This is a genomic window from Morganella morganii H1r (genome assembly GCF_000633515.1).
In the GTDB taxonomy this organism is placed as follows: domain Bacteria; phylum Pseudomonadota; class Gammaproteobacteria; order Enterobacterales; family Enterobacteriaceae; genus Morganella; species Morganella morganii_B.
In genome coordinates this window covers 47,209-72,484 of the sequence record NZ_AYMP01000007.1, presented here as the reverse complement: position 1 = coordinate 72,484, position 25,276 = coordinate 47,209, and the positions used below count along the sequence as shown (strand labels likewise).

Here is a 25,276-nt window from a genome sequence, read left to right as displayed (position 1 = left end):
TTCTGCCATAAGCGTTACAGATCAGTCAGAAAATAAAAAACAGAAAATGGCAGCTGTGATAAACAGCCGCTCCGCAGACACCCTTTACCGCAACACATCAGAAGCCAAGGCTCTCGAGTAAATCGTCCACCTGGTCCTGTGTCGCAACAACACCCGTTTTACTATGGTCAATCTGAGGGCCGTTTTTGAGATCATCCTTTTTATCCGCAGGTGCCGTTTCAGATTCAGGCATATTTTCAACCAGAACCTGGACCAGCTCTTTTTCCAGCGCCTCAATCAGTTTCATCATCCGCTGAATAACCTGACCGGTCAGATCCTGGAAATCCTGAGCCATCATGATTTCCATCAGCTGCTCATTCGTCTGTCCGGCAAGCGCCGGTACGGCGGTAAGAAATGCCCGCGTATCCGTGACTAACTCTTTGGCAACCGGCATTTCCACCGGTTTATCAAACCACTCATCCCACCGCGTGGTTAATTCGGTGGATCGGCTGCTCAGCTCATCCTGCAAAGGACGGGCGATTTCCACACAGTTCAGCGCACGTTCTGCCGCCTGTGATGTTTTACTCACAATATAATTCAGACGATCACGGGCATCCGGAATTGCTTCTGCCGCATCCATAATCGCGCGGTCAAGTCCCAGATTCGTCAGACTATCGCGCAACAAACGGGTCAACTGACCTATGCGTGAGAAAATACTCCGGAAATTTTCAGTCGAATGCTGACTCACCTGCGTATCCATCATTTACCACCCGAGTTTTTCAAATATTTTATTCAGCTTTTCTTCCAGTATTGCTGCTGTAAATGGTTTAACAACATACCCGTTTGCACCTGCCTGAGCGGCTGCAATGATATTTTCCTTTTTGGCTTCCGCAGTCACCATCAGCACCGGAAGCGCGGCTAACGCCGGGTCTTTACGGATTTCAGTCAGCAGCTGCAGGCCGTCAACATTCGGCATATTCCAGTCACTGATGACAAAATTGAATGTTGATTCACGTAATTTTTCCAGAGCATCCTGACCATCTTCGGCTTCTTCCACATTATTGAACCCGAGATCCTTGAGTAAATTGCGGACAATACGCCGCATTGTAGAAAAGTCGTCAACGACTAAGAAACGAAGATTTTTATCTGCCATTACATTTTCCTGATTGTTTAATATTAACCAACATCACACCCGTTAAAGTGCTGAGAAATTAAATACGGTTCGCCTGACCAACAATATTATTGAGGATGCTGCGGGCTATCTGATCGAGGTCAGTCACTTCACATGCCGCATCCAGTTTGACGGCTTCACGCGGCATACCGTAGACCACACACGTTTTTTCACTCTGTGCAATCGTCCATGCACCGGCCTGGCGCATGGCCAGCAATCCCTGGGCACCGTCACTGCCCATCCCGGTAAGAAGCGCACCAACGGCATTTTTACCGGCCACTTTGGCAACAGAGCATAACAGTGAGTCAACCGATGGCCGGTGGCGGTTAATCGGCGGCAGTTCGTTAAGGCTTAAATGATAATTCGCGCCGCTGCGGACTAATTCCATATGCTTACCGCCGGGCGCAATATACGCATGCCCGGGTAAAACACGGTCGCCGTCCTCGCCTTCTTTGACGGAAATCGCGCATAATTTATTCAGCCGTTCAGCAAACGAGTGCGTGAATCCCGGCGGCATATGCTGAGCAATAACGATTCCCGGGCAGGTCAACGGCATCGGTGTCAGTACGTGACGTAATGCTTCCGTTCCTCCGGTCGAGGCTCCAATCGAGATAATTTTTTCACTTCCGACCAGCGGCGTCTTAATCGCCGCAGGCTTAATCGCCCGGTTATCGCGGCGATAAACCCGGGCTTTTGCCGCCATCCGGATCTTTTCAACAATCATCTCGCTGTAATTGCGCATACTATTTTGCAGATCCATCTGCGGCTTTGTAATAAAATCCACGGCACCGAGTTCTAATGCACTTAACGTAATTTCAGAACCTTTATGCGTTAATGACGAAACCATAATGACGGGCATTGGCCGTAAACGCATCAGACGCTCAAGGAAATTAAGACCATCCATACGCGGCATTTCAACATCCAGCGTCAGAACATCCGGATTATGAATTTTAATTAAATCCCGGGCGATAATAGGATCTAAAGCCACAGCCACCATTTCCATATCAGGCTGGCTGTTAACAATACTGGTCATAATATTTCGGATTAACGTAGAATCATCCACGCACATTACTTTAATCTTTTTCATTATTCCCCTTTACTTTCCCTCTCCGTCAAGTACATAGACTGACTGTCCTTTTAAACGAAAGGGTGTGGTGGATTTACTGAAATGTTCAGAATGACCGATAAATAATAATCCGCCGGGTTTAAGCATTTTAGCAAATCGGTTAATAATAGTTTCCTGAGTTTTCTGATCGAAATAAATCAGAACATTACGGCAGAAGATAGAATCAAAAGGTGCCGGTACATTCCAGGTACTATTTATAAGATTAAGTCGTTCATAATGAATACAGGAGGCCAGCTCTTTTTTTACTTTAACCAGTTGGCTCTGATCATTTTTACCCCGCAGAAACCAGCGTTTTTTCTGCTCAGGCGTCAGCGATTCAATATCTCTCAGCTGATATAAACCTTGTTTGGCTTTTAATAATACATCAGTATCGATATCTGTTGCCCACACCCGCGGAGGTGTCAGAGACGGGCCAAGCGTCTCTTCAAGCGTTATTGCGATTGATAACGGCTCTTCACCGGTCGATGCGGCGGTACACCACACGGAATAATTATTCGGGCGGGAACGGGCATGCTCTGCAAGAATAGGAAAGTGATACGCTTCCCGGAAAAACGATGTCAGGTTGGTTGTCAGCGCATTGATAAAATGCTGCCACTCACCATCGTTCGTGCTGTTTTCCAGGATATTTATATATTCTTTGAATGAACGGACGTCGAGTTTCCGCAGTCTGCGTGAGAGACGGTTAAATACCATATCGCGCTTTTGCCCGGATAAAACAATACCGGCACGACGATAAATAAGCTCATTGATTTTTGTCAGTTCTGACTCGTTCAGACTAAGTTGAATATATTCACCCGGGTCTGAACTTCCCCCAACATTATTTTTATTTAACATGTCTGCTTAAACTCTGGTCTTGGTTACCGGAAATAACCTGAAAATCGGATATGACTTCTTACTGTTGTACGTATCTGAGTATTATATTTAAGCAATATATCAAATACACAAAAATCAATGGTTAAACAGACATATTCATAATTTCCTGGTACGCATTGACCAGCTTATTCCGGACCTGCACACCAAGGTTTAACGCAACTGATGATTTTTGCAAAGATACCATAACGTCATCCAATCCGACCCCCGGCGCCCCAACCATATATTGTTGCGCCTGACTTTTCGCACTGACTTGCAAATCACTAATATTACTTATACTCTGAAACAAAATATCATTGAAATTCGTGGTTTTTGGCTGTTCGTTAATACGACCGGCCTGCGACGCCCCTTTAATTTCATTTGCCTGGATATTAATTTGTTCCAGAATGTTATTCATTGCCTGAATTGACATGTTTTTCTTCTTAAATTTATTGAAATAATCTTACCCAGAATAATTCGTCAACTATATCATGAGCGCAAAAGTGCATCATAGCCTGATAAGTTCACACAAATAGGAACTTATTATGCATTGGTTGTCAGTCGGTCTTATGGATAATGTGCGGTGGTATTATCCGTGACAAAACACAATCAGCCTTATTTTTTATAAGGTCATATTAGCCTTTGTTTGGTAGTTGCTTTATTCATATATACAGGACTATGGCATGAATGCCACAACCGCGAGTAGCAAAAAAAATATCGCTGAAGAGTTCAAAGTCGCACTTGAACGCTTTCGGGCTAACCCGAAAATTATCTTTGCAATTGCAGCTGCAGCAGCACTCTCTGTTGTTGTTGCCTTACTGCTTTGGGCCAGAAGTCCTGATTATCGCTTGCTGTACAGTAACATCAGCGATCAGGATGCCGGGGCAATTGTCGCCCAGCTGGCGCAGATGCAGGTTCCTTATCGCTTTGAAGAGCATGGCGGCGCCATACTCATTCCGGCCGATCAGGTATACGAAGTACGTTTAAAACTGGCGCAACAGGGTTTACCAAAAGGCGGAACCGTCGGTTTTGAACTGATGGACCAGGAAAAATTTGGTATCAGCCAGTTCAGTGAGCAGATTAACTATCAACGGGCTCTGGAAGGCGAACTTTCCCGGACGATTGATACTATCGGCTCAATCAGTAATGCCCGTGTTCACCTGGCGTTACCGAAAGCATCACTCTTTGTCAGAGAACAAAAACAACCTTCGGCCTCTGTCACACTGACAATCGCCAGAGGGGGTACACTGGATCCGAATCAGGTCAATGCGATTACGCACCTGGTGTCCAGTGCTGTTCCGGGCCTGACACCGGCCAATGTCACCATCGTTGATCAGAACGGTCAGCTGCTGACGCAAAATGGCGGACAAGGAACGCAAACCTCTCAGCTGAAATATACCGGCGAGATTGAAGCGGACTATCAGCGCCGGATCATTGCGATTCTGGCACCGATTGTCGGGGCTGGGAATGTCCGGGCTCAGGTGACCGCGCAGGTTGATTTTACTGAGCATGAACAAACGTCAGAACAATATCAGCCGAATACCGCCGCTGACAAAATGGCTATCCGCAGCCGTCAGAGCAGCTCTTCCGAGCAGGGCGGACGCAATGCCGCCGGCGGTGTTCCGGGGGCATTGAGTAATCAGCCGCCTGTCGCACCGGTCGCTCCGATTGAGGATCCGGCTGCCAATACCGCCGCTAACGGTAATGCAGGGAATAATGCCGGCAATAACGCAGGCAATGCAGCCCAGGGGCAGCAGGGAGCCGCGAATGCAAGAACCGCCGGTACACCATCCGTCCCTTACAGTCAGCGTAACGAGGAAACGACTAACTACGAAGTCGATAAAACCTTAACCCATACCCGCAAAAGTACGGGCACGCTGATGCGCTTATCTGCCGCCATCGTCATCAATAACCAGGTGAATGATGAGGGAGAGAGTATTGCGTTATCAAAAGAGCAGATGGATAAAATTGAAGCGCTTGCCAAAGAAGCCATCGGTTTCTCCGGCCCGCGCGGCGATACCCTGAATATCGTGAATACCCCTTTCAGCACGCTGGACGATATTGCAACTCCGCCGCTGTGGGAACAACCCGCTGTTATCGATGCCGGTCTGACCGCACTGCGTTATCTGCTGGTGCTCATTGTGGCCTGGATTCTGTGGCGTAAAGCGGTTCAGCCATTCTGGATGAAGCACCATGAAATGGCACTTCAGCGCCTGGAGATGGAGAAAGAAAAACGTCAGGCTGAAATTGACGCCAAGCTCAAACGTGCAGAAGACAATTTACGCTCGAAAGCTGAACAGAAAATGCAGAGCGAAGAGAACATGCATAAGCTCCGTGAACTCGCAGAGCATGATTCACAAATTATCGCACTGGTTATCCGTCAGTGGATAAATAAGGAGCAAAAATCATAATGAATGCTTATGAAAAAAGCGCCATCGTCATGATTACGTTAGGTGATGAACGTGCTGCAGCCGTATTTAAGCATCTGAATACGCATGAAGTCACCGAAATAAGCAGCGCGATGGCCAAAATGAGCAGCTACACCTACGAACAGCTTTCGCAGGTGATGAGTGAATTCCATCGTGATGCCGGCGAGTATGCCACGCTCAATATTAATACCAATGAATATCTGCGTAATGTTCTGGTACGGGCGCTCGGTGAAGAGCGCGCCGCCAGCCTGCTTGAGGATCTGCTCGATACCCAGTCCAGTAATGACGGTATTGAAACACTGAATGACATGGAGCCGCAGTCTGTCTGTGATCTGATTCGTGACGAGCATCCGCAGATTATTGCCACGATTCTGGTTCACCTCAAACGCAGCCAGGCTGCGGATGTGCTGGCCCGGTTCGACGAGAAAACCCGTAATGACATCATGCTGCGTATTGCCACCTTCGGTGGTGTTCAGCCTGCCGCATTGCAGGAACTGACTGAGGTCCTGAATAATCTGCTGCACGGCCAGAATCTCAAACGAAGCAAGATGGGCGGCGTAAGACCGGCTGCGGAAATTCTGAACCTGATGAAAAGTCAGCAGGAAGATGCCGCCATTGCTGCCGTCAGAGAGTTTGACCAGGAACTGGCTCAGAAAATCATTGATGAAATGTTTCTGTTCGAAAACCTGGTGGAAATGGAAGACCGGAGTATTCAGCGGATCCTGCAGGATATCGATCAGGAGTCGCTCATTATTGCACTTAAAGGCTCTGATCAGCAGTTACGTGACAAGTTCTTCCGTAACATGTCGCGCCGTCAGTCTGAAATTATGATCGACGACCTCAATACCCGTGGTCCGGTACGTATGTCTCAGGTAGAAACTGAACAGAAAAATATCCTTAACGTGGTAAGACGCCTCGCAGAAAGCGGTGAGATTGTTATTGGTGGTGGTGAAGATGTCTACGTCTGATAATGCTCCGCAAAATTCATGGCAGCCATGGGTACCGGCTGATTTATTAGCCGGCAGCAAGGACGAAATGCCTGTGATCCCTGCCGACACGCAAAGCAATAATGCCGCGTCTGACGAAGCATCCAGGGCCGAACATGCCCGTCTGCGTCAGGCTGCGGAAAAAAAAGGGTTTGAGCAGGGAAGCTCACAAGGTTATGAGGCCGGACGGAAAGAAGGCTTTGATACCGGATTAGAAGAAGGCAGACAAAAAGGCCTGGAACAGGGCAAAGAAGAGATGGCGGCGCAGCAGAAAGAAATGACTGACCGCCTGGGTGAGCTGATGCATAACCTGCAAAGCTCTCTCGACAATCTCGACTATGTTATTCCTTCCAGACTGATGCAGCTGGCACTGAGCGCCACACGCTCAGTACTGGGCACACAGGCTATCGGTGATATCAGCACAACACTGTTGCAGGAACGTATAAAAGACATTCTCCGTGATGAGTCTCTGCTGAAAAATGAAGCCTGTTTATGGGTCAGTGAACAGGACAGTGATCTGATTAAAGAACAGTTTTCAAAAACGCTGGCTGCCCGCGGCTGGTCACTGAATACGGATAGCCACATGTTACCCGGCGGGTGCCGTATCACCACCGACGAAATGGAGATCGACGAAAGCCTCGAAATGCGCTGGAAGATGCTGTGCGAGCTGGCACGCGAGGATAATTATAAATGACCTCCGGATTAAAAAAATGGCTTAACACACTGGATACCAAGGAAAAGGAAATCACAGAGTTACCGCCATACCGGCAATACGGAAAATTGGTCCGGGCAACCGGACTGGTCATGGAAGCGGCCGGGCTGAAGCTGCCTATCGGGGCATTGTGTTTTGTTGCCCGCGATAACGGCGGCGAACAACAGTACATCGAAAGTGAAGTTGTCGGCTTCAATGGCAAGACGCTCTATCTGATGCCGCTGGAGCATGTCGATGGCCTGTTGCCGGGCGCGCTGATTTACACTGAAAAAAAATATACCGCCGGTAAAAAACTGCCGCTGGGTAAAGAACTGCTCGGCCGGGTGCTTGACCCGAGAGCCAGGCCTCTTGATGGCCTGCCGGTTCCGGTGTGTGAAAAGTACGGTGAACTGTTTACCGCTCCTTTCAACCCGCTCCTGCGCGATCCGATAAAGAATGTGCTGGATGTCGGTGTCCGGGCAATCAATGGTCTCCTGACCGTCGGACGCGGACAACGAATGGGGCTGTTTGCCGGATCCGGTGTCGGGAAAAGCGTACTCCTGGGGATGATGGCCCGTTACACAAAAGCGGACGTGATTGTCGTGGGATTAATCGGCGAACGGGGACGCGAAGTAAAAGACTTTATCGAAAATATTCTCGGTAAAGACGGCGTAAACCGTTCAGTGGTTATTGCTGCTCCGGCAGATGTCTCGCCTATCCTGCGTATGCAGGGGGCGGTTTATGCGACACGTATCGCCGAAGATTTCCGTGACAGCGGTCTGAATGTCCTGCTCATCATGGATTCACTGACCCGCTACGCCATGGCGCAGCGTGAAATCGCACTGGCCATCGGGGAACCGCCTGCCACGAAAGGGTATCCGCCTTCCGTGTTTGCCAAACTCCCGGCATTAGTGGAGCGGACCGGTAACGGCATCAAAGGCGGAGGTTCCATTACCGCTTTTTATACCGTACTGACAGAAGGTGATGACCAGCAGGATCCGATCGCGGATTCCGCCCGTGCAATTCTTGACGGGCATGTCGTACTTTCACGGCGGCTGGCAGAATCAGGTCATTATCCGGCGATTGATATTGAAGCATCCATAAGCCGGGCAATGACGGAAATCATCGCGCCTGCACATTACAAAAAGGTTCAGAGATTCAAACAATTACTCTCTGCATATCAGCGTAACCGCGATCTTATCAGCGTTGGCGCCTATGCGGCGGGTACTGACCCGTTACTGGATCAGGCAATAGCGCTCTATCCCCGTCTTGAGCGCTATCTGCAGCAAGGTATTTATGAGCAAAGTGAATACGAAGCCTGTTACACACAGCTTTCCGCACTTTTTCCTGAGCTGCCTGATGAATAAACAGAGTGGATACTATGAGCCGTCATGACCCTATGGACGTATTACGCGACCTGGCCGATAAAAAACTGACCGATACCACGAACCATCTCGGAAAGATGCGGCAGGAATATGCTCATGCTAACAACCAGCTGACATCGCTCGAAAATTATGAGCAGGAATATCAGCAGCAAATGCAGTCAGGGATGACGGATAAAGGGATGACAGTCATTGAATTATTGTCACACCAATCATTTATTGCATCGCTTGGTAAGGTCATCAATCACCAGAAACACCAGGTGGAATTGTGTCAGCACTCAGTCGATAACGCTGTTGGTTTATGGCACAAGGATAAACAACGGCTTAATGCTTTCGACACACTGAAACAACGCGCTGAAGTCGCCCGTGTAATGCAGGAAAACCGGCGTGATCAAAAATTGATGGATGAATTCGCTCAACGTGTTACCCGCAGGAATACTTAAATGAACATAAATATGATACCTACCTATTCCGGCACGCCTGATAGTCTCAACCATCAGGATTACACCGGGCAGGGTGATTTTGCTGCTGATATGGCCGGTTATATGGCCTTGTTAGCCTCAGTAACAGACAATGCGTCTGAAAATAATGAGAAACCGCCGGAGGAAAATCCGGTCAATGAGATAGCACTCATTACCGCGCCGGTTAACACGCTCGAACAACCGATGCCGGCATTACCGTTACCGGCCGGCGCTGATCAGCCTGCCTTAACCGCTGACGGAAAACCGGTAGCCGGCGTACCGGCAGAAGGCGGTGATACAGCCGCTGAATCCCCGCTGATAAAAATGATGCCGGAAACCGACATCGCTGCCGCAGCTGCTGACGTCCCTGATGAACTGGCAACCACCGCCGCGCAGGTCCGTGATGCCGTCAGTACCGTCAGACAGGATCCGGATAACCGGATGACGCTGGTGTCTGATAAAGCGCGGAATGCACCACCGGCCTCAGCGCCGCAGCCGGCTGAAGTCTTATCCGGTAAACCTGCTGAACCTGTGGTACCGGTATACGGCAATATGCAGACGGATGAATCTGTTGTCAGTCATGAAAATACCCTTGCCGAAAAAACAACATTACTGCCGGCAGGGATTGCGGAAACCCGGCCTGCAACCATAACACCGGCCGCATCCGCCCCGGTTCCTGTATCAGTATTACCTCAGACAACCGGAACGGCGGAATGGCAACAATCACTGGGACAGCAGATTGCGCTTTTCGCCCGTAATGGTATCCAGCATGCGGAACTGCGGTTACATCCGGAAGAGCTCGGTGCGGTGCAAATCAGTATGCGGATGAATAATGAGCGCATGAGTATTCATTTCATCGCTGAGCACGCGCATGCCCGTGATGCCCTGGAAAACGCCCTGCCGAATTTACGCCAGTCGTTAAATGAATCGGGGATTCAGCTCGGACAAAGCCATATCGGTGCAGATTCCGGAACCACGCCGGGCGATAAGCGGGCAGGAACACCGGAACGGCTCAGAAAAGAAGATCCGGATATTCAGGAGGAGCATGAAGAACCGGCACCGGCAACACAATTAACTTATTATCGTAATGGTATCAATACTTTCGCCTGACGATAAGCGAATCAACCCTTAAACTGCCGGCATTAATTTTCGCTTTTCACTGAATTGTCTAACTGATGAGATGTAATAAGATACACATCTCATCTTTATTGCCATTTTTGGCATACAGATTTTTATACAGGAATTAATTCAAGAATGGCCAGGAAGAAACAAAAAAAAAGTGAAGGAAAATCTAAGTTTCCATTTCTTTTACTATTAATGATGAGTCTGACTATCTCTGCAATCGCATTTGCAGGGTATATGTGGTTTGAACATCAGAAAGTAAAAGATACATTAATGAATACTGCATCGGAAACTGTAGCCAGACCAGCTGTTGTATCACCTGAGCCGATTTATTTTCCTCTGGAAGCATTTACGATCAGCCTGAAACCATCAGTGCCGGGAAGCCCTAAGATTTTATATATCGGCCTGACGCTGAGACTGGCGAACGAAACGTCAAAACAAAATATTGAGAAATTTTTACCGGAAATCCGCAGTCGTTTACTGATGTTATTTTCTCATCAGGAACCGGGTGATTTATTAAACGACGAAGGTAAGCAGCGTTTGATGTCTGAAATTAAAGATGTAATAAATAAGTCTTTGAACGGTCAGGACAGCATACAGATAACAGATGTCTTATTTAATGCATTTATACTACGGTAATATTTATGTCTGATAGTTTTTTATCCCAGGCTGAAATTGATCTGCTGTTAAATGGTGAAAACCAGGGAGAAAACAGCAGTTCTGAAGATAAGCTGAATCTTGATGCGAATATCAAGCCTTACGATCCGAATACACAACGCCGTGTTATTCGTGAACGTCTGCATTCACTTGAGATCATCAATGAACGTTTTGCACGGCAGTTTCGCAGCGGCTTATTTAATTTATTACGCCGTAGCCCTGACGTCACTGTAGGCGGGATAAAAATTCAGCCTTATCATGAGTTTGCCCGTAACCTTCCGGTTCCGACAAACCTGAACTTAGTGCATCTGAATCCTTTGCGCGGGACCGCATTATTCGTTTGTTCGCCTAATCTGGTCTTTATTGCCGTTGATAACCTGTTTGGCGGGGATGGTCGTTTTCCGACAAAAGTTGACGGCCGTGAATTCACCCCGACAGAACAACGCATAATTAACCGCATGCTGAACATGGCATTACAGGCCTATAATGAAGCCTGGAGTTCTATTTTTCCGCTGAAAACAGAATATGTCCGTTCTGAAATACAAGTGAAATTTACAAATATCACATCATCACCAAATGATATTGTGGTTACCACACCGTTTTATGTTGAGGTGGGATCACACAGTGGTGAGTTTGATATTTGTATTCCTTTCAGCATGATTGAACCTATCAGAGAATTATTGATGAATCCGCCGCTGGAAAATTCCCGGCAGGAAAATACAAACTGGCGTAACACACTCGCGCAGCAGGTAAAAAATACTGAGCTCGAACTGGTGTCAACGTTAGTGAATATTCCGACACGTCTTTCTGATGTATTAAAAATGAAGAAAGACGACATTATTTCATTTGATAAACCCGATTTAATTGAAGCTGCTGTTGACGGAGTTCCCGTACTGTCAGCGAAATATGGCTGCAGAGAAAATCAGTATGCTTTACAAGTCGAGAATCTCATTCCCTCGGCTTTATTATCATTTACAAAGGAATAGTTGAAAAATGAGTGATAACGAAACTTCACCAACCGGAAATCAGGATAATTTAGATGACCTGTGGGGAAGTGCTATGAGTGAGCAGTCCGCAGCTGAGACATCAGAGCAGAATAAAACATCCAATGCGGCGACTGACCATATCACAAACAGCTTCCCTGAAGATCTCAATCTGATTCTGGATATTCCGGTAAACATGACCGTTGAACTCGGAAGAACAAAGATGACGATTAAAGAACTTCTGAGGTTAAACCAGGGGTCAATCGTTTCACTGGACGGTCTGGCCGGTGAACCTCTTGATATTTTAATTAATGGCTACCTTATTGCCCAGGGTGAAGTCGTCGTTATCTCGGATAAATTTGCGATACGTATTACCGATATCATTACGCCTTCCGAACGGATCCACCGTCTGAGCAGATAATGACAACACAAGCACAATCAACAACGCAGACAACAACACCGGAAGCCCCTGTATTTACACCGGGAGGCCTTATCAGTGAGGTGGGAGGAGGATTAGTACTGGTACTTCTCCTCTTCGTTGTTGGTGCATGGGTAGCTAAACGGTTACGTTTTTTTTCCGGAAAAACCGGAAACGGATCAAACCTGGTTACCGTCAGACATAACCAGCTTATCGGACAACATGGCCGGTTAGTCGTCGTTGAATTCAATGAGCAATTGTTATTATTAGGTGTCTGTCAGCAAAATATGCAATGTCTGGCCACAATGGAAAAACCGGCTGAAGAAATATCAGATCCTGTCCCGGCACCCTTCAAAAAAATACTGAAAGGACTGACCGCCGGGAAAAGCGGAGCTGATAAAAATGATGCGTAAACATTACATTATTCCTGTACTGACAGCGGTATTTTCACTGTTACTCCCCCAGATATCCTGGGCTGCAAACAGTGATCTCCTGCTGATGCGGGACGGCCATTCGGAAGGCTGGTCATTACCGGTTCAGACACTGGTTCTGTTAACGTCACTGACATTTTTACCGGCCTGTTTACTGCTGATGACCGGGTTTACCCGGATTATCATCGTACTGGGATTATTACGCAGTGCGCTGGGAACACCATCAACACCCCCAAACCAGGTTTTATTAGGTCTCGCATTATTTTTGACCTTTTTTGTTATGGCGCCGGTGTTCAGTGATGTTTATGAAAATGCCTGGGTACCGCTGTCAGAAGATAAAATCACGATGGAAGAAGCGCTTCCGAGAGCGGAACAGCCTTTCAGAGCGTTTATGCTGGAACATACCCGTGAAAGTGATTTAGCGCTGTTTACCCGTATCGCCAGACATGATAATTACGCGACACCGCAGGATGTACCGCTGCGGGTTCTGATGCCGGCATTTGTTATCAGTGAACTGAAAACCGGGTTTCAGATAGGTTTTACCGTTTTCATTCCTTTTCTGATCATTGACCTGGTGGTTGCCAGCGTACTCATGGCATTAGGTATGATGATGGTTCCGCCTGCGACAATTTCACTCCCCTTCAAGCTGATGCTTTTCGTGCTTGTCGACGGCTGGCAGCTGGTCATGGGATCGCTGGCACAAAGCTTTTACAGTTAAATTTAAGGAAGCAGCATGACACCAGAAAGTATTATGGGTATGGGCTATGAGGCAATCAAAGTCGGCCTGATTATTGCGCTTCCTCTGCTTCTGACCGCCCTGGGTACAGGTCTGGTTGTCAGTATTCTGCAGGCATCAACCCAAATCAACGAAATGACGTTGTCATTCATCCCTAAAATTTTGATGATCGTTGCTGTCGGTATTATGCTTGGCCCTAAAATGCTGGTCATTTTCCTGGATTATATGCATACCCTTTATACCAATATTCCGGGTTCAGTGGGGTAACCCTTGCTCTCGCTTTCCGTTCTCAGTTTATACCCCCTGATTAACCAATACTTTTGGCCGTTTTTACGTATTCTTGCCGTTTTCAGTTCATCGCCGATTTTTAATGAAAAAGAAATCAATAAAAAAACCAAAATCGCACTGGCGATGATACTGACGTTACTGGTTGCGCCCGGCCTTCCTCAGACACAGGTCAATATATTTTCAATCGATGCGTTATGGGTCGGTATCCAGCAAATACTGATTGGCGTGGCCATGGGGCTGACAATACAGTTTATTTTCATTGCTATCCGCCATGCCGGGGAAATTATCGGTTTGCAGATGGGTCTTTCGTTTGCGACGTTTTATGACCCTTCAGGCGGACAAAACATGCCTGTTATCTCACGTATCCTGAATTTACTGGCAACACTGCTTTTCCTCGCCTTCAACGGTCATCTGATGCTGATTGACGCACTGGTTATGAGTTTCGACGCGATACCTATCCAGCACAAACTCCTGAGATCCGAAGGGTTTATGATTTTTGTGCAGACATCGGGATTAATTTTCACCAGCGGCATGATCCTGGCTTTACCTATTGTCAGCGTATTGCTTTGTCTGAACCTGATTATGGGTATACTCAACCGGCTGACACCACAGTTATCAATATTTGTCGTTGGTTTTCCGCTGTCATTAAGCATTGGTATGCTGTCACTGAGTTTACTGATGTACTCGTTCTCTCCTTTCTTTCAGAGATTGATTAACGCCATTTTTGAAAACCTGTCATCGGTACTGATAGGATTCAGTGTGGTATAAGATTTCTCACACCACTATAATTTTATTATTGATTATGTTACATCTGGTAAAATATTTACTCTCATCCGGACACTTCTCTATATATTTTCATTACGACATTTAGTCTCCTTATTCCCTTGCCGATATATACTTATGGGAGATGATATATATGGAATGAAAACCTATAAATTGGGTATATTTCCATCAATTATCTCTTTGAATTAGTTTTCGCACGGCGCACTTCGGATAAAATTGTTTATTCACATAATAACAACATTTATATGTTATATATAAAAAAACAATAAACTAATTTACATCCGGTGAAGATAATACTTAAACCCGAGGTTTTACATGTTAAAAAGAATAAAAACATCACGATTTTTATTATGTTTTGTTTTGATATTAATGATATCGCAGTTAATAACCGGCACTTTTTTTTACACATCCATAGTCAATATAGGAAATGATTTTTCTGCTGTTATTTTGATAAAACAACGAATTGATCTGGTTAATGATTCCGCAGCGAATCTACAGCAGGCAAGGCTTGATGCATCCCGTGCAGCCGCCAGGTTTGATAACAACCGGATTGCGCAGGGCGAAGCGATTTTAAACACCGCCATGGCCGCACTGAAAAAATCCAAAGAAGAGTGGGATACTGCTGACGCTATTCCAAGCCGGGTCAATCCTGAACTGCTGAGTGAGTTATCAAAAAATTATAATGCATATCATCTGAGCATTGAAAAAATGCTGAATATATTAAAAAACAACTCTATGGAGGAATTTCACAACTATGATATAACACCTCAGCGTGAAGCTTTTGATATAATTTATTCAAAATATCTCAGTAACGTCGATTTAATCGTATCAGAAATGAATGATTCCGTTGATGAATTTATCAAAAAAATATCATTTATTATAATATCCTTAATATTTATCTTTTTATTAATAATATTAGCTATTTTATTTGGTTTTAAAAAACTTTTAACATCACCACTTGACCGGGCGATAAATTATATACATGACATTTCAAACGGAAACCTGACAAATAACATTGATAAGTCCGGATTCAATGAAATATATCTGCTGACAGACGCATTAGATAATATGCAAAACTCACTGGCTGATATTGTCGATAATGTCCGTTCCGGAACCGATGCGATTTATACCGGTATCAGCGAAATCGCCACAGGAAACAATGATCTCTCCTCCCGTACTGAACAGCAGGCTTCTGCACTGGAAGAAACCGCAGCCAGTATGGAAGAACTGACATCCACGGTAAAACAAAACGCAGAGAATGCCCTTCAGGCCAGCCACTTATCACAGAATGCGTCAGACACGGCCCGCAAAGGCAGCCTGGTGGTCGACAGCGTTGTGCAGACCATGCGGGATATTTCAGGCAGTTCACAGAAAATTTCAGATATTATCAGTGTGATCGACGGCATTGCCTTCCAGACCAACATTCTGGCACTGAATGCGGCCGTGGAAGCCGCCCGTGCCGGCGAGCAGGGCCGCGGATTTGCTGTCGTGGCCGGTGAGGTGCGTAATCTGGCCCAGCGCAGTGCACAGGCAGCCCGTGAGATCAAAAATCTGATTGAAGATTCTGTCAGCCGTGTGGATGTGGGGTCAAAACAGGCGGAAAGTGCCGGTGAAACCATGACTGAAGTTGTCAGCGCCGTTACCCGGGTTACCGATATTATGGGCGAAATTGCCTCTGCATCGGAAGAACAAAGCCGTGGTATTGACCAGGTCGGCCGGGCGGTATCAGAAATGGATACTGTTACCCAGCAGAATGCGGCACTGGTACAGGAATCCGCTTCCGCTGCCGCTGCACTGGAAGACCAGGCCGGCAGACTGACTGATGCGGTCGCCATCTTCAATATCCGGAATGCCCTGCAAAGCCCGGTACAAAAAACAAAGGCCGCCTCTTTTGTCACGAATACGCAGGTAACGCCGCATCATGCCATGCCGGCGGGTGGCAAAGAAAAATACGAGGAAGAGTGGGAAGCGTTCTGAGGAACATCCGTCAGGACGTTATCTGATATAGCGGGTTAAACGTTACCGGACAGGTATCAGGATCTGATCCTTATACCTAATCCGGTAACACTCAGACGTTATTCATGCCATTAAATCAGGCATTGCAGGGTCATTAAAATGTTTCCCAGTCATCGTCTGAGCTGTCTGTTTTCTTCTTCACTGCAGGTGACGGCACCGGTATATTTTTACTGCTGTGATTCCGGAGATTCAGAGCAGATGCCTGAATGTTAAACACCGCTACCGCCTGAGTTAACCGGCTCGCCTGCTCTTCAAGTGATCCGGCAGCCGCTGCGGATTGCTCTACCAACGCCGCATTCTGCTGAGTCACTCTGTCCATCTCAACAACCGCCACGCCAACCTGATCAATACCACGGCTCTGCTCATCAGACGCTGAAGCAATCTCGCCCATAATATCGGTCACTCTGGTGACAGCACTGACGATTTCACCCATGGTTTCACCGGCGCGTTCAACCAGAACGGATCCGGCATCGACTTTACTGACAGAATCCTCAATCAGGCTCTTGATCTCACGGGCTGCCTGCGCACTGCGCTGGGCCAGGTTACGCACCTCACCGGCCACGACAGCAAATCCGCGGCCCTGCTCGCCGGCACGGGCGGCTTCCACCGCCGCATTCAGTGCCAGAATGTTGGTCTGGAACGCGATACCATCGATCACGCTGATGATATCAGCAATTTTTTGTGAGCTGCCGCCGATATCACGCATCGTATCGACCACATCGTCCACAACCTTGCCACCGCGCTGAGCGGTATCAGAGGCCGTCTGAGCCAGGTTACTGGCCTGACGGGCATTTTCCGCATTCTGACGTACCGTTGCCGTTAATTCTTCCATACTGGCCGCAGTTTCCTCAAGGGATGCCGCCTGCTGTTCAGTACGGGCCGACAGGTCGTTATTACCGGCAGAGATTTCACTGGCACCGTTGTAAATCGCATTAGCACCATCACGGACATCACTGACCGTATTTGCAAGTTCAACCTGCATATGACGTAATGCATCACCTAATTGCCCGATTTCATTCTTCCCGGTAACATCAATCGTTCTGACCAGATCGCCTTTGGCAATATACTGAATACTTTCAACAATACGGTTTAATGGTGAAATCAGTATCCGGCGGATACCTAACCATACTAAGCTGATAATAATAAATACACTGATGATGATGGCCAGAAGTATCCATATAGAACGGTTATATTCTATTGTATTCTCTTCAACGACTTTATTATAAAGAACACTGTTTAACTGCATATAATCACTATATTGTTTTTCAAACGCATCCTGGAAATCCTGCGTCGGCTGAGCAATATATTCATCTATTTTTTCAGAACGTAAAAAATTCACTAAACTACGCTGAGCGCCAAGGTATTTATTATATTCTTCTTCAAGATATTTTGAATTATCATTTTCCAGTGTTGTCGGTAGTGATTTAAACAGCGCCCACTGTTTTTCAGCATCTGCCATTGATTTCTCAGCAGAACTGATAAACTCCAGCGATTCCGGTGTTATTTTATCATTATTACGCAGCAGCCGTGATGATGCCCGGCTCAGTTCCATTCTGGATTTTAATAAATCAATCCAGACATCACCAAGGGCATCTGAACGCGCTTTTAAGTTATTAATCATGGTGAATTTTTCATTATCATTCTTTACAGTCTGTAAGAAAAATCCACCGGAGACTAATTGCAACATACAAAAAATACCCAAAACAAGCAATATGCTTGTCAGAATCCTTATTCTACTTAACATTTTTACCCTTTACCTCTATAGTAATTAAACAATTAAAATTTTTATTTTAAAATAAAGCAGCCATCCATTATGCATTATTTTACAGCCAAACTTTTTAAATATATAAAATCATAAATATAATTTTAATTACCGCAATTAAACAAAAAATACAGAAATATAATTAATTATAAAACCAGGGAACAACCAAATAAATCATGAAACTGTCGCCTCATAACCATAATATAAGGATGGTTATTCTTGTTGATCACCAACCTTACTATTACTATCAAAACCGTCATCTTATTAAGAGATAGGAAACTCAGGACATATAAGTTCAGGTGATTCAAATAGATAGCATCTTGTCATGATCATCACCACACTGACACTATCGGGAATCACACAAAAAAATATATTTAAAATAACGGAATGAAGTAATTTCACTATTGATATTAAATTATTATCAATAAAATTATTTTATAAAATCAAATCACTGATAAGATTTTTCTTAACCGTAGTATATTACATCACAGTAAAATCCTAATCGCTTATAAACGCTCAAAAATGCTTGTTTATATTAAACTAGCATGTCGTTATTTGGTTGGTTAATACTCCACCGATGTTTATAATATAAATATTGCAGAGGAGGATATTGGCATGAGTTACAAAGATGATCTAAAAGAAATGATGACAGAAATGCAGGAAATTATACATAACTATGTCGGGAACAATGCCAAAACAAAAATATCTGTAAATGAAAACAGATTATCTATAAGCATTGGTATTGAAGGTGTTTCCGATATAGATATATCAATATCAAAAAATAAACCATCGGAAACGCATGACACCAGAAAACAATAATGGTGGATCATCAATGATAGTGGTCAGTATTTTATGAAAAACGTTTGTCTTACCTCTGTTTGGATTCTCTGGCTTTACTTCCTGTACTCTGCGGTAACAAAAAATACCTTATGGCCTGTGCTTTTAATTTGCACTGTAATTTTGTCTGTAATAATCATTATATATAACCGGAAAAAAAACATGTTCAAGAATAAAAAAAATGTGAAACCTCAAGAAAAAAATGATCTGCAAAAAAAATCCAGTGCAATCAATGATAGTACAGATAATATCAATCATCAGTCCGGTGACGCAGCTCTGATGCAGGAAGAAAAGCAAAAAGCACAGGAAGAACGACAAGTTACTGTTATAAGTAAAAAAACAAGTTTAACCGGTGATATTGAGTTTAACGGTGATCTGCAAATATGCGGAAAAGTAAAGGGACAGATCAAATCAACCTCAGGTACTGTCAGTATTATGCGTTCCGGGTTAGTTGAGGGTGATGTCTTTGCTGAAACCGTATTAATTGACGGATCTCTTGTCGGTTCCTGTAATGCCAAACAATTAGATATTCTCGAACATGGAGAATTAAAAGGAATTTGCCGTGTATCTAACCTGGCTATCCGTAAAGGTGGTTCGTTTATCGGGCAATCGGAAGAATACGATGAAAAGAATACTATAAAATCTTAATCGCGGAAAAAAAAGGGCGGAATATCTATTCCGCCCTTTGCATATATACTGGCAAATTATATGAAAAAGATCACTATCACATCATATTAAATAATGACGTATTCTTCATGGACTGAAAAACTAACATTGATGCCTGAAGTGCGAAATCAGCCATTGCCGCCTGAGTTGTCAGAGATATAAATGCCTCAGAATCCGCACCGATCGTTTGCTCATAACGGCTTTCAACTGAAATTTTATTTACATCAGAACCGAATCCCATCTGTTCCAGTTGTTGTAAATTAGTACCAACCTGAGCCTGCACCTTACCCAGGTTATCAATGCATTTATTGATTGAGCGGTTCGTGTTATCAAGCACATCACGTAATGCCTCACGATCCGCATCCGTTTCAACAGGTTGTCTTAATGCTGTTATCGCGTTATCCAGCGCAACAAACAGATCATCACTGGTTCCGCTCATAAAGACATCGCTGCCGGTATGACCAATCTGCATTTCTGCGCTGTCACCGACCTTCTGGGTAATCGCTTTATCACCGCCGACATAAGTACCATCCGGTAAAAATGGCGGAGAATCAGAATTATATCCGCCAAAAATATAGCGGCCATTACTGTTCTTGCTGTTCCCCAAATCGAGCAGGTTATCGCGGATACCTTCCAGCTCGACGGCTAATGCCTCACGATCTGCATCTGAATAGGTATCGTTACCTGCCTGAACAATTTTTTCTGTCAGGTTTTTGGTCAGAAGATTTGTGATAGAGTTCAGCGCATTATCTTCATAACTTAATGCATCCTGTGCAAACATTCTTGCAGTATCATACTGATTTATATCAGATAATGCATTTTTATAGATAATCGCCTGAGATGCCGCTGCCGGGTCATCAGACGGTTTCAGCAGAGTTTGTCCTGCAGACAAGCGCGTATAAACGTTATTAAAGTTCACCGTCGCATTAGACATACTGTCAACATTACGCTGATACATATAACTGGTACTAAAACGCATAATTAAACCTCTTGTTATATCTGCTGATTAGCGAATGCTCAAAATCGTATCAAAAATAGTCACTGCCGTTTGCAGAACCTGGGCATTTGCCTGGTAATACTGGGTGAACATCGCTAAGTTGATGAACTCTTCGTTCATATCAACACCCGAAACAGCTTGCTTCTGGAATACCCATTGTTCCAGGGCTTTATTCGTTGTTGTCAGATCACCTTTTAACCCGCTGACCGTACTGCCTACAGAACTCACCATACCGGCATACGCTTCTGTAAACGTGGAATTACCGATCATTTTTTTGTCTTTTACTTCCAGTAACAACAGCAGGTTTTCGTTATTGCTGGTTTCACTCGTATCCGGTGAACTTGATGCTGCGATACCAAAGCCATCGGCCAGTGCAACCGTTATGCCGCCAGCCACACCGGAAACCGGGTTCATGATAAAGCTGTCGCCTTCAACCGGAGTGCCATTCGGTGTTACCGACACACCATCAAATAACAGTTCACCATTCGGCCCCGTATCAGGCGTAATGGTACGGCCGTCACTGGTTTTAACCTGCCAGTCCGTGCCGTCAAAGGTCAGGCTGTATTCAATCGCATTAACTTCACTGATATCGGTGTAAGTAATATCTAACGTTGTATCACTCTGATTATTCCGGTTAGCCAGCGCAACAGGGTCAGGAATATTAAAAATATCTCCGCCCGGATTACCGTCTGCGTCATAACCCTGAGCATTCACCGTATTGAACTCATTTGCCATCTGCAATGCCAGCTGGTTCAGTTCATTACGGGCAGTCACCAAATCGTTATTACGGAACTCAAATAATCCGCCAAGCTTACCGCCGGTGAATTTCTGTTCGTCCAGTAACAATGCATTTCCTGATGCATCAATATAGGCAACTTCTGTAATATTCGGATTCGATGGTGATGGTCTGGCTTCCAGTGCGTAGGCTTTATCACCATTAACTAATGTCAGACCATTGGCCAGCGTAACGTCAACCCGTCCTGTCTCAAGATTTTCATTAACCCTGATATCAACCTGGCCACTCAGTTTATCCAGTAACAGATCCCGCTGATCTAATAAATCCGCCGGTAATGTACCTGTCTGAGCATATATTTTATCAATTTCGCTATTGATGTTCGCGAGTTGCTGGGCACAACTGTTAATATCATCTACTGATTGGCTAATCTGAGTATTTGTACTCTTTTCCAGTCCATCCAGTGTCTTACTGTCATTGCGGAATTTATAACTGATGGAATTAAACTGAGCATACGTTTCCTGACGTTCAGCAATGCCGGAAGGGTTGCTGCTCATCTTTTGCATCGCTTCAAAAATACCGCCGAATGCGTTAGAGATATTGTTACTGGTATCTCCGAACATATCATCTATCTGGCTGACATTTTGATAACGGGATCCGAGTGCGGAATATTCAGAGTTTGAGTTCCGCACCTGATTATTAATGAATCCGTCATAGGCACGCTGTACACCATCAATCTGAACACCGTACCCGAAAAAGCCATAGCTCGTCGCTTTACCGCCGGCCTCGCCCAGAAGCAGCGTCTGACGGCTATATCCCGGTGTCAAAGCATTATTAAGGTTATTACCAACTATACTTAACCCCGCTTGTGCAGAGCTCAGCCCGCTGCGGGCCAGGAACATGAGATTCATTATTCACCTGCTTATGACAAATTTATTTAGTCTGATATTAAAAATATCGGCGAATTAAAAAATGACTAAACCTTTCCGGATTAAAATAATTCAAAAGCATCATTTTTATAGGCACTGATAGCGTGACCAGTACTGTTTTTAACCTGCTGAATAATATTAATCAGCTTGCCGGAGTAATGCGGGTCCGTTGCATATCCGCCCGACTGCAACGCTTTTGCCGCTATTTCAGGTGATGGGGCACTGACCACATGTTTATAACGCGGATTTTTACTCAATAAAGACGTATAATCAGATAACGCCGCAGCATAAGACGGATATACCCTGAACTCGGCTTTTACTTTCTGTTTTACACCACCGATATATTCTGTCGTGGTGATTTCTGTTCTTTCACCTTTCCAGTTCGGGGTCGCTTTGATACCAAATAAATTATGACTCGGTTTTCCGTCTTTGGTCACAATCTCTTTTCCGCCCCACCCGGATTCCAGCGCAGCCTGGGCAATAATCAACTGGTGATGGATGCCGCTTTTTCTTTCCGCTTCAATCGCCGGTGCCAGCATTCTGGAAATAAAGCTGCCTGCCGGGCTCCCTTCCGATAACCGCGCCATTGCTGCTTTAGCCTGAGGAAGAACCTGTTCAGCACCGGCCATCAGTGCATTTCCGACTGTCCGTGACAGGCGGCCGGGCAGCTCAACATGGTTGCCGCCGGTCAGCTGTTCACTGCTGACCTTCTCACCGGTAAGTTGCGACACAATCAGGTCAGCAAGTCCCAGTTTGCCGGTCGCGGCAATTTCCTGGGAGATTTGCTGATCGTACATCGATGTAAACATATTGGACTGAGGGCTATCCAGAAGTCCGCCTTTGAACGAGGCATCCCGCATACTTTTCAGCATCATCTGGACAAACAGCCCTTCCATCTGATTAGCAACAGCCCTGACACCCTCTGAAGAGTCACTTTTGACCGAGGCTTTTAATGTATCCAGAGAACGTAAATCAAATACAGCGTCCCGGTTCAGTAACTCATTCATCAGTTTATCTCCAGTCGTGCCCGCAGACACCCTGCACTTTTCATTGATTGCAGGATAGACATCAGATCATTCGGTGTGGCTCCCAGGCTGTTAAGCGTCCGGATCACATTATTCAAATCAGCACTGGTATTGATCCGGTGAAGGGCGCCGCCTTTATCCGTCAGTGAAACCTGTGTTTCCTGTGTTACGACAGTCTGTCCGCCGCCAAACGGTGTATCCGGCTGACTGACCTGATTCGTTCTCGATACCTCAACAGAGAGATCGCCCTGCGCCACCGCACAGGATTCCAGCGTGACGTGTCTGTTCATGACAACTGAGCCGGTACGTGAATTCACGATAACCAATGCATCCCCGGCATCCACTCTCACCGGCAGGTTCTGAATTTCCGCAAGGAAACGAACCCGGGCAGCGCTGTCCATCGGCGCATGCAGTAAAATACTCCGGGCATTTTCCGGTGTCGCCGCCGCGCTGTACCGGCGGTTAATCACATCACTGATTGCCTGTGCAACGGTAAAGTTTTCCTGATTCAGCTGTAACTTAAGTACCCGCTGATTGGCAAAATCCATCGGCACTTCACGTTCGACGGTCGCACCATCACTGATACGGGCACCGTTAAGCTGATTAACCTGAACACGCGAACCGCCGCCCTGTGCCGACGCACCGGACATCAGCAGGTTTCCCTGGGCAAGGGCATACACCTGATTATCCGCCCCTTTTAACGGGGTCATTAACAGCGTTCCGCCGCGTAAGCTCTTGGCGTTCCCCATCGAGGAAACCACCACGTCTATCTTTTCCCCGGGACGGGCAAACGGCGGTAAGTCCGCCGTTACCATCACCGCAGCCACATTTTTAAGCTGCATATTGGTCCCCGGCGGAACCGTGATCCCCAGCTGGGATAACATGTTATTCAGACTCTGCGTCGTAAAAGGCGTCTGCATCGTCTGGTCACCGGTACCATCGAGCCCGACGACCAGTCCGTATCCCATCAGCGAGTTGCTCCGGACACCTTCGATCGTCGTTAAATCACGGATTCGCTCGGCATAAACGGAGTGTGAAAAAGTCAGCGTACTTAATACGCACAACATTCCCATCCAATACCTTAAAAATATATTTTTCATGATTCACTTAATCAGAATGGAGAAATATTGAGGAATAAACGCTGCAGCCATCCCATTTGCTGCGCTTCGTTGATGTAGCCGTTACCCACGTATTCAATACGTGCATCAGAGACCTGTGTTGACACCACAGTGTTACTGCCGCTGATAGTACGGGGGTTAACCACACCGGAAAAACGAATAAACTCAGTACCCTGATTGATGGCTATCTGTTTTTCACCCACCACACTCAGGTTACCGTTATCCAGCACCTGCCGGACCGTTACTGTAATCGTACCGCTGAAGGTATTTTTCGCTGCTGCACCACCTTTTCCGGCGAAATTACTGTCTCCGCTGATGGCCGTGTTCGCACGGTCGCCACCAAAAACACCCTGCAGCATATGAGGCGTCGCATCAAAAGACAGCCCCGTTGAACCGTCACGGGAAGCACCGGCAGAAGAACTTTTGCTGGCACTGACATTTTCCTGCAACAGGATAGTCAGCGTATCCCCGATGTTACGCGGGCGGCGATCTTCAAACATCGGCTGATAACCATAATTCATCATCTGCCCTGTCTGGAAAATAGAACCGTTGGCTGCGACAGGTGAAGCCTGCTGCGGTGTGGCTGTCGTCGTTCCGGTCACCAGAGGTGTGTGCGGAAACTGCACACAGGCAGTCAGCAACAGTGGTAATGTCAGCGGGAGGATGCGGCGGGAAAGCGACTTATTCATCACGTTTTTTAT

Annotated in this window: 27 protein-coding genes; 16 read left to right on the top strand and 11 right to left on the bottom strand. The window is 46.0% G+C overall.

The features are described 5' to 3' along the window. Positions 1 to 97 precede the first annotated feature (97 nt). The 5 genes from cheZ to fliE all read right to left on the bottom strand — a co-directional run bounded on the left by cheZ (position 98) and on the right by fliE (position 3,558). Complete coding sequence (cheZ, locus tag U868_RS0104980) at positions 98 to 742, bottom strand: protein phosphatase CheZ (protein WP_025152333.1); 645 nt, start codon at positions 740 to 742, stop codon at positions 98 to 100. Then, positions 743 to 1,132: a chemotaxis response regulator CheY gene (gene cheY, locus U868_RS0104975; protein WP_025152332.1), complete on the bottom strand. Its 390-nt coding sequence runs from the start codon at positions 1,130 to 1,132 to the stop codon at positions 743 to 745. It lies immediately after the preceding gene. 58 nt (positions 1,133 to 1,190) lie between these two features. Continuing rightward, the gene (locus tag U868_RS0104970) at positions 1,191 to 2,237 is read right to left on the bottom strand and encodes a protein-glutamate methylesterase/protein-glutamine glutaminase (RefSeq protein WP_025152331.1); all 1,047 of its coding nucleotides are present in this window, start codon (positions 2,235 to 2,237) and stop codon (positions 1,191 to 1,193) included. A gap of 9 nt (positions 2,238 to 2,246) precedes the next feature. After that, positions 2,247 to 3,110 (bottom strand): CheR family methyltransferase, encoded by an 864-nt coding sequence (locus U868_RS0104965; RefSeq protein WP_025152330.1) that lies wholly within the window; start codon positions 3,108 to 3,110, stop codon positions 2,247 to 2,249. A 121-nt stretch (positions 3,111 to 3,231) separates the two neighbouring features. Beyond that, positions 3,232 to 3,558, bottom strand: a complete 327-nt coding sequence (gene fliE / locus U868_RS0104960) for a flagellar hook-basal body complex protein FliE (protein WP_025152329.1) — start codon at positions 3,556 to 3,558, stop codon at positions 3,232 to 3,234. 250 nt (positions 3,559 to 3,808) lie between these two features. Between fliE and fliF the strand changes: the two genes are divergently transcribed. The 14 genes from fliF (at position 3,809) to U868_RS26240 (ending at position 16,469) form a co-directional block, all read left to right on the top strand. Then, positions 3,809 to 5,536 (top strand): flagellar basal-body MS-ring/collar protein FliF, encoded by a 1,728-nt coding sequence (fliF, locus tag U868_RS0104955; RefSeq protein WP_025152328.1) that lies wholly within the window; start codon positions 3,809 to 3,811, stop codon positions 5,534 to 5,536. Then, on the top strand, positions 5,536 to 6,522 hold the full coding sequence (gene fliG / locus U868_RS0104950) for a flagellar motor switch protein FliG (protein ID WP_025152327.1): 987 nt from the start codon (positions 5,536 to 5,538) through the stop codon (positions 6,520 to 6,522). The genes fliF and fliG overlap by 1 nt, the downstream gene beginning before the upstream one ends. Further along, a complete protein-coding gene (locus tag U868_RS0104945; protein ID WP_025152326.1) occupies positions 6,509 to 7,234 on the top strand; it encodes a flagellar assembly protein FliH in 726 nt (241 codons plus the stop codon). The genes fliG and U868_RS0104945 overlap by 14 nt, the downstream gene beginning before the upstream one ends. Next, positions 7,231 to 8,598: a flagellar protein export ATPase FliI gene (gene fliI / locus U868_RS0104940; protein WP_025152325.1), complete on the top strand. Its 1,368-nt coding sequence runs from the start codon at positions 7,231 to 7,233 to the stop codon at positions 8,596 to 8,598. The genes U868_RS0104945 and fliI overlap by 4 nt, the downstream gene beginning before the upstream one ends. A gap of 14 nt (positions 8,599 to 8,612) precedes the next feature. Beyond that, entirely contained in the window at positions 8,613 to 9,056 is a 444-nt protein-coding gene (gene fliJ, locus U868_RS0104935) for a flagellar export protein FliJ (RefSeq protein ID WP_029990702.1), read from the top strand. After that, positions 9,057 to 10,184 (top strand): flagellar hook-length control protein FliK, encoded by a 1,128-nt coding sequence (locus tag U868_RS26245; RefSeq protein WP_025152323.1) that lies wholly within the window; start codon positions 9,057 to 9,059, stop codon positions 10,182 to 10,184. It abuts the gene before it with no gap. 144 nt (positions 10,185 to 10,328) lie between these two features. Further along, positions 10,329 to 10,835 (top strand): flagellar basal body-associated protein FliL, encoded by a 507-nt coding sequence (gene fliL / locus U868_RS0104925; protein WP_025152322.1) that lies wholly within the window; start codon positions 10,329 to 10,331, stop codon positions 10,833 to 10,835. Between the two features lie 5 nt (positions 10,836 to 10,840). Continuing rightward, positions 10,841 to 11,839 carry a flagellar motor switch protein FliM gene (gene fliM, locus U868_RS0104920; protein ID WP_025152321.1) on the top strand — a complete coding sequence of 333 codons (999 nt, stop codon included), beginning with the start codon at positions 10,841 to 10,843 and terminating at the stop codon, positions 11,837 to 11,839. 7 nt (positions 11,840 to 11,846) lie between these two features. Then, positions 11,847 to 12,257 (top strand): flagellar motor switch protein FliN, encoded by a 411-nt coding sequence (gene fliN, locus U868_RS0104915; protein ID WP_025152320.1) that lies wholly within the window; start codon positions 11,847 to 11,849, stop codon positions 12,255 to 12,257. Further along, on the top strand, positions 12,257 to 12,667 hold the full coding sequence (locus tag U868_RS24020) for a FliO/MopB family protein (protein WP_025152319.1): 411 nt from the start codon (positions 12,257 to 12,259) through the stop codon (positions 12,665 to 12,667). Before fliN ends, U868_RS24020 begins: the two co-directional genes overlap by 1 nt. A gap of 85 nt (positions 12,668 to 12,752) precedes the next feature. Then, positions 12,753 to 13,403 (top strand): flagellar type III secretion system pore protein FliP, encoded by a 651-nt coding sequence (gene fliP, locus U868_RS0104905; protein WP_240182660.1) that lies wholly within the window; start codon positions 12,753 to 12,755, stop codon positions 13,401 to 13,403. A gap of 15 nt (positions 13,404 to 13,418) precedes the next feature. Next, on the top strand, positions 13,419 to 13,688 hold the full coding sequence (locus tag U868_RS0104900; RefSeq protein WP_025152317.1) for a flagellar biosynthetic protein FliQ: 270 nt from the start codon (positions 13,419 to 13,421) through the stop codon (positions 13,686 to 13,688). A 3-nt stretch (positions 13,689 to 13,691) separates the two neighbouring features. Continuing rightward, positions 13,692 to 14,477, top strand: a complete 786-nt coding sequence (fliR, locus tag U868_RS0104895) for a flagellar biosynthetic protein FliR (RefSeq protein WP_025152316.1) — start codon at positions 13,692 to 13,694, stop codon at positions 14,475 to 14,477. Positions 14,478 to 14,807: 330 nt separating this feature from the next. Next, positions 14,808 to 16,469 (top strand): methyl-accepting chemotaxis protein, encoded by a 1,662-nt coding sequence (locus U868_RS26240; RefSeq protein ID WP_025152315.1) that lies wholly within the window; start codon positions 14,808 to 14,810, stop codon positions 16,467 to 16,469. A 133-nt stretch (positions 16,470 to 16,602) separates the two neighbouring features. Here the strand turns inward: U868_RS26240 and U868_RS0104885 are convergent, their stop codons facing one another. Continuing rightward, on the bottom strand, positions 16,603 to 18,252 hold the full coding sequence (locus tag U868_RS0104885; protein ID WP_025152314.1) for a methyl-accepting chemotaxis protein: 1,650 nt from the start codon (positions 18,250 to 18,252) through the stop codon (positions 16,603 to 16,605). Positions 18,253 to 18,885: 633 nt separating this feature from the next. Between U868_RS0104885 and U868_RS0104880 the strand changes: the two genes are divergently transcribed. Both U868_RS0104880 and U868_RS0104875 read left to right on the top strand, forming a co-directional pair. Continuing rightward, a complete protein-coding gene (locus U868_RS0104880) occupies positions 18,886 to 19,089 on the top strand; it encodes a hypothetical protein (RefSeq protein ID WP_025152313.1) in 204 nt (67 codons plus the stop codon). 180 nt (positions 19,090 to 19,269) lie between these two features. Next, positions 19,270 to 19,755, top strand: coding sequence for a bactofilin family protein (locus U868_RS0104875; RefSeq protein WP_025152312.1), 486 nt, complete (start codon positions 19,270 to 19,272; stop codon positions 19,753 to 19,755). A gap of 76 nt (positions 19,756 to 19,831) precedes the next feature. Here the strand turns inward: U868_RS0104875 and flgL are convergent, their stop codons facing one another. From flgL to U868_RS0104850, 5 genes are all read right to left on the bottom strand, one after another. Beyond that, the gene (gene flgL / locus U868_RS0104870) at positions 19,832 to 20,752 is read right to left on the bottom strand and encodes a flagellar hook-associated protein FlgL (RefSeq protein ID WP_025152311.1); all 921 of its coding nucleotides are present in this window, start codon (positions 20,750 to 20,752) and stop codon (positions 19,832 to 19,834) included. A 27-nt stretch (positions 20,753 to 20,779) separates the two neighbouring features. Further along, positions 20,780 to 22,414, bottom strand: coding sequence for a flagellar hook-associated protein FlgK (gene flgK, locus U868_RS0104865; protein ID WP_025152310.1), 1,635 nt, complete (start codon positions 22,412 to 22,414; stop codon positions 20,780 to 20,782). 80 nt (positions 22,415 to 22,494) lie between these two features. Next, a complete protein-coding gene (flgJ, locus tag U868_RS0104860) occupies positions 22,495 to 23,439 on the bottom strand; it encodes a flagellar assembly peptidoglycan hydrolase FlgJ (RefSeq protein WP_025152309.1) in 945 nt (314 codons plus the stop codon). Further along, entirely contained in the window at positions 23,439 to 24,530 is a 1,092-nt protein-coding gene (locus tag U868_RS0104855; protein WP_051583020.1) for a flagellar basal body P-ring protein FlgI, read from the bottom strand. The genes flgJ and U868_RS0104855 overlap by 1 nt, the downstream gene beginning before the upstream one ends. Before the next feature lie 38 nt (positions 24,531 to 24,568). Beyond that, a complete protein-coding gene (locus tag U868_RS0104850) occupies positions 24,569 to 25,264 on the bottom strand; it encodes a flagellar basal body L-ring protein FlgH (RefSeq protein ID WP_025152307.1) in 696 nt (231 codons plus the stop codon). Between the last annotated feature and the right edge of the window lie 12 nt (positions 25,265 to 25,276).

Coding starts and splice junctions, on each gene's coding strand:
- cheZ (WP_025152333.1), bottom strand. CDS start 742: ATGATGGATACGCAGGTGAGTCAGCATTCGACTGAAAATTTCCGGAGT.
- cheY (WP_025152332.1), bottom strand. CDS start 1,132: ATGGCAGATAAAAATCTTCGTTTCTTAGTCGTTGACGACTTTTCTACA.
- U868_RS0104970 (WP_025152331.1), bottom strand. CDS start 2,237: ATGAAAAAGATTAAAGTAATGTGCGTGGATGATTCTACGTTAATCCGA.
- U868_RS0104965 (WP_025152330.1), bottom strand. CDS start 3,110: ATGTTAAATAAAAATAATGTTGGGGGAAGTTCAGACCCGGGTGAATAT.
- fliE (WP_025152329.1), bottom strand. CDS start 3,558: ATGTCAATTCAGGCAATGAATAACATTCTGGAACAAATTAATATCCAG.
- fliF (WP_025152328.1), top strand. CDS start 3,809: ATGAATGCCACAACCGCGAGTAGCAAAAAAAATATCGCTGAAGAGTTC.
- fliG (WP_025152327.1), top strand. CDS start 5,536: ATGAATGCTTATGAAAAAAGCGCCATCGTCATGATTACGTTAGGTGAT.
- U868_RS0104945 (WP_025152326.1), top strand. CDS start 6,509: ATGTCTACGTCTGATAATGCTCCGCAAAATTCATGGCAGCCATGGGTA.
- fliI (WP_025152325.1), top strand. CDS start 7,231: ATGACCTCCGGATTAAAAAAATGGCTTAACACACTGGATACCAAGGAA.
- fliJ (WP_029990702.1), top strand. CDS start 8,613: ATGAGCCGTCATGACCCTATGGACGTATTACGCGACCTGGCCGATAAA.
- U868_RS26245 (WP_025152323.1), top strand. CDS start 9,057: ATGAACATAAATATGATACCTACCTATTCCGGCACGCCTGATAGTCTC.
- fliL (WP_025152322.1), top strand. CDS start 10,329: ATGGCCAGGAAGAAACAAAAAAAAAGTGAAGGAAAATCTAAGTTTCCA.
- fliM (WP_025152321.1), top strand. CDS start 10,841: ATGTCTGATAGTTTTTTATCCCAGGCTGAAATTGATCTGCTGTTAAAT.
- fliN (WP_025152320.1), top strand. CDS start 11,847: ATGAGTGATAACGAAACTTCACCAACCGGAAATCAGGATAATTTAGAT.
- U868_RS24020 (WP_025152319.1), top strand. CDS start 12,257: ATGACAACACAAGCACAATCAACAACGCAGACAACAACACCGGAAGCC.
- fliP (WP_240182660.1), top strand. CDS start 12,753: ATGCGGGACGGCCATTCGGAAGGCTGGTCATTACCGGTTCAGACACTG.
- U868_RS0104900 (WP_025152317.1), top strand. CDS start 13,419: ATGACACCAGAAAGTATTATGGGTATGGGCTATGAGGCAATCAAAGTC.
- U868_RS26240 (WP_025152315.1), top strand. CDS start 14,808: ATGTTAAAAAGAATAAAAACATCACGATTTTTATTATGTTTTGTTTTG.
- U868_RS0104885 (WP_025152314.1), bottom strand. CDS start 18,252: ATGTTAAGTAGAATAAGGATTCTGACAAGCATATTGCTTGTTTTGGGT.
- U868_RS0104880 (WP_025152313.1), top strand. CDS start 18,886: ATGAGTTACAAAGATGATCTAAAAGAAATGATGACAGAAATGCAGGAA.
- U868_RS0104875 (WP_025152312.1), top strand. CDS start 19,270: ATGTTCAAGAATAAAAAAAATGTGAAACCTCAAGAAAAAAATGATCTG.
- flgL (WP_025152311.1), bottom strand. CDS start 20,752: ATGCGTTTTAGTACCAGTTATATGTATCAGCGTAATGTTGACAGTATG.
- flgK (WP_025152310.1), bottom strand. CDS start 22,414: ATGAATCTCATGTTCCTGGCCCGCAGCGGGCTGAGCTCTGCACAAGCG.
- flgJ (WP_025152309.1), bottom strand. CDS start 23,439: ATGAATGAGTTACTGAACCGGGACGCTGTATTTGATTTACGTTCTCTG.
- U868_RS0104855 (WP_051583020.1), bottom strand. CDS start 24,530: ATGGGAATGTTGTGCGTATTAAGTACGCTGACTTTTTCACACTCCGTT.
- U868_RS0104850 (WP_025152307.1), bottom strand. CDS start 25,264: ATGAATAAGTCGCTTTCCCGCCGCATCCTCCCGCTGACATTACCACTG.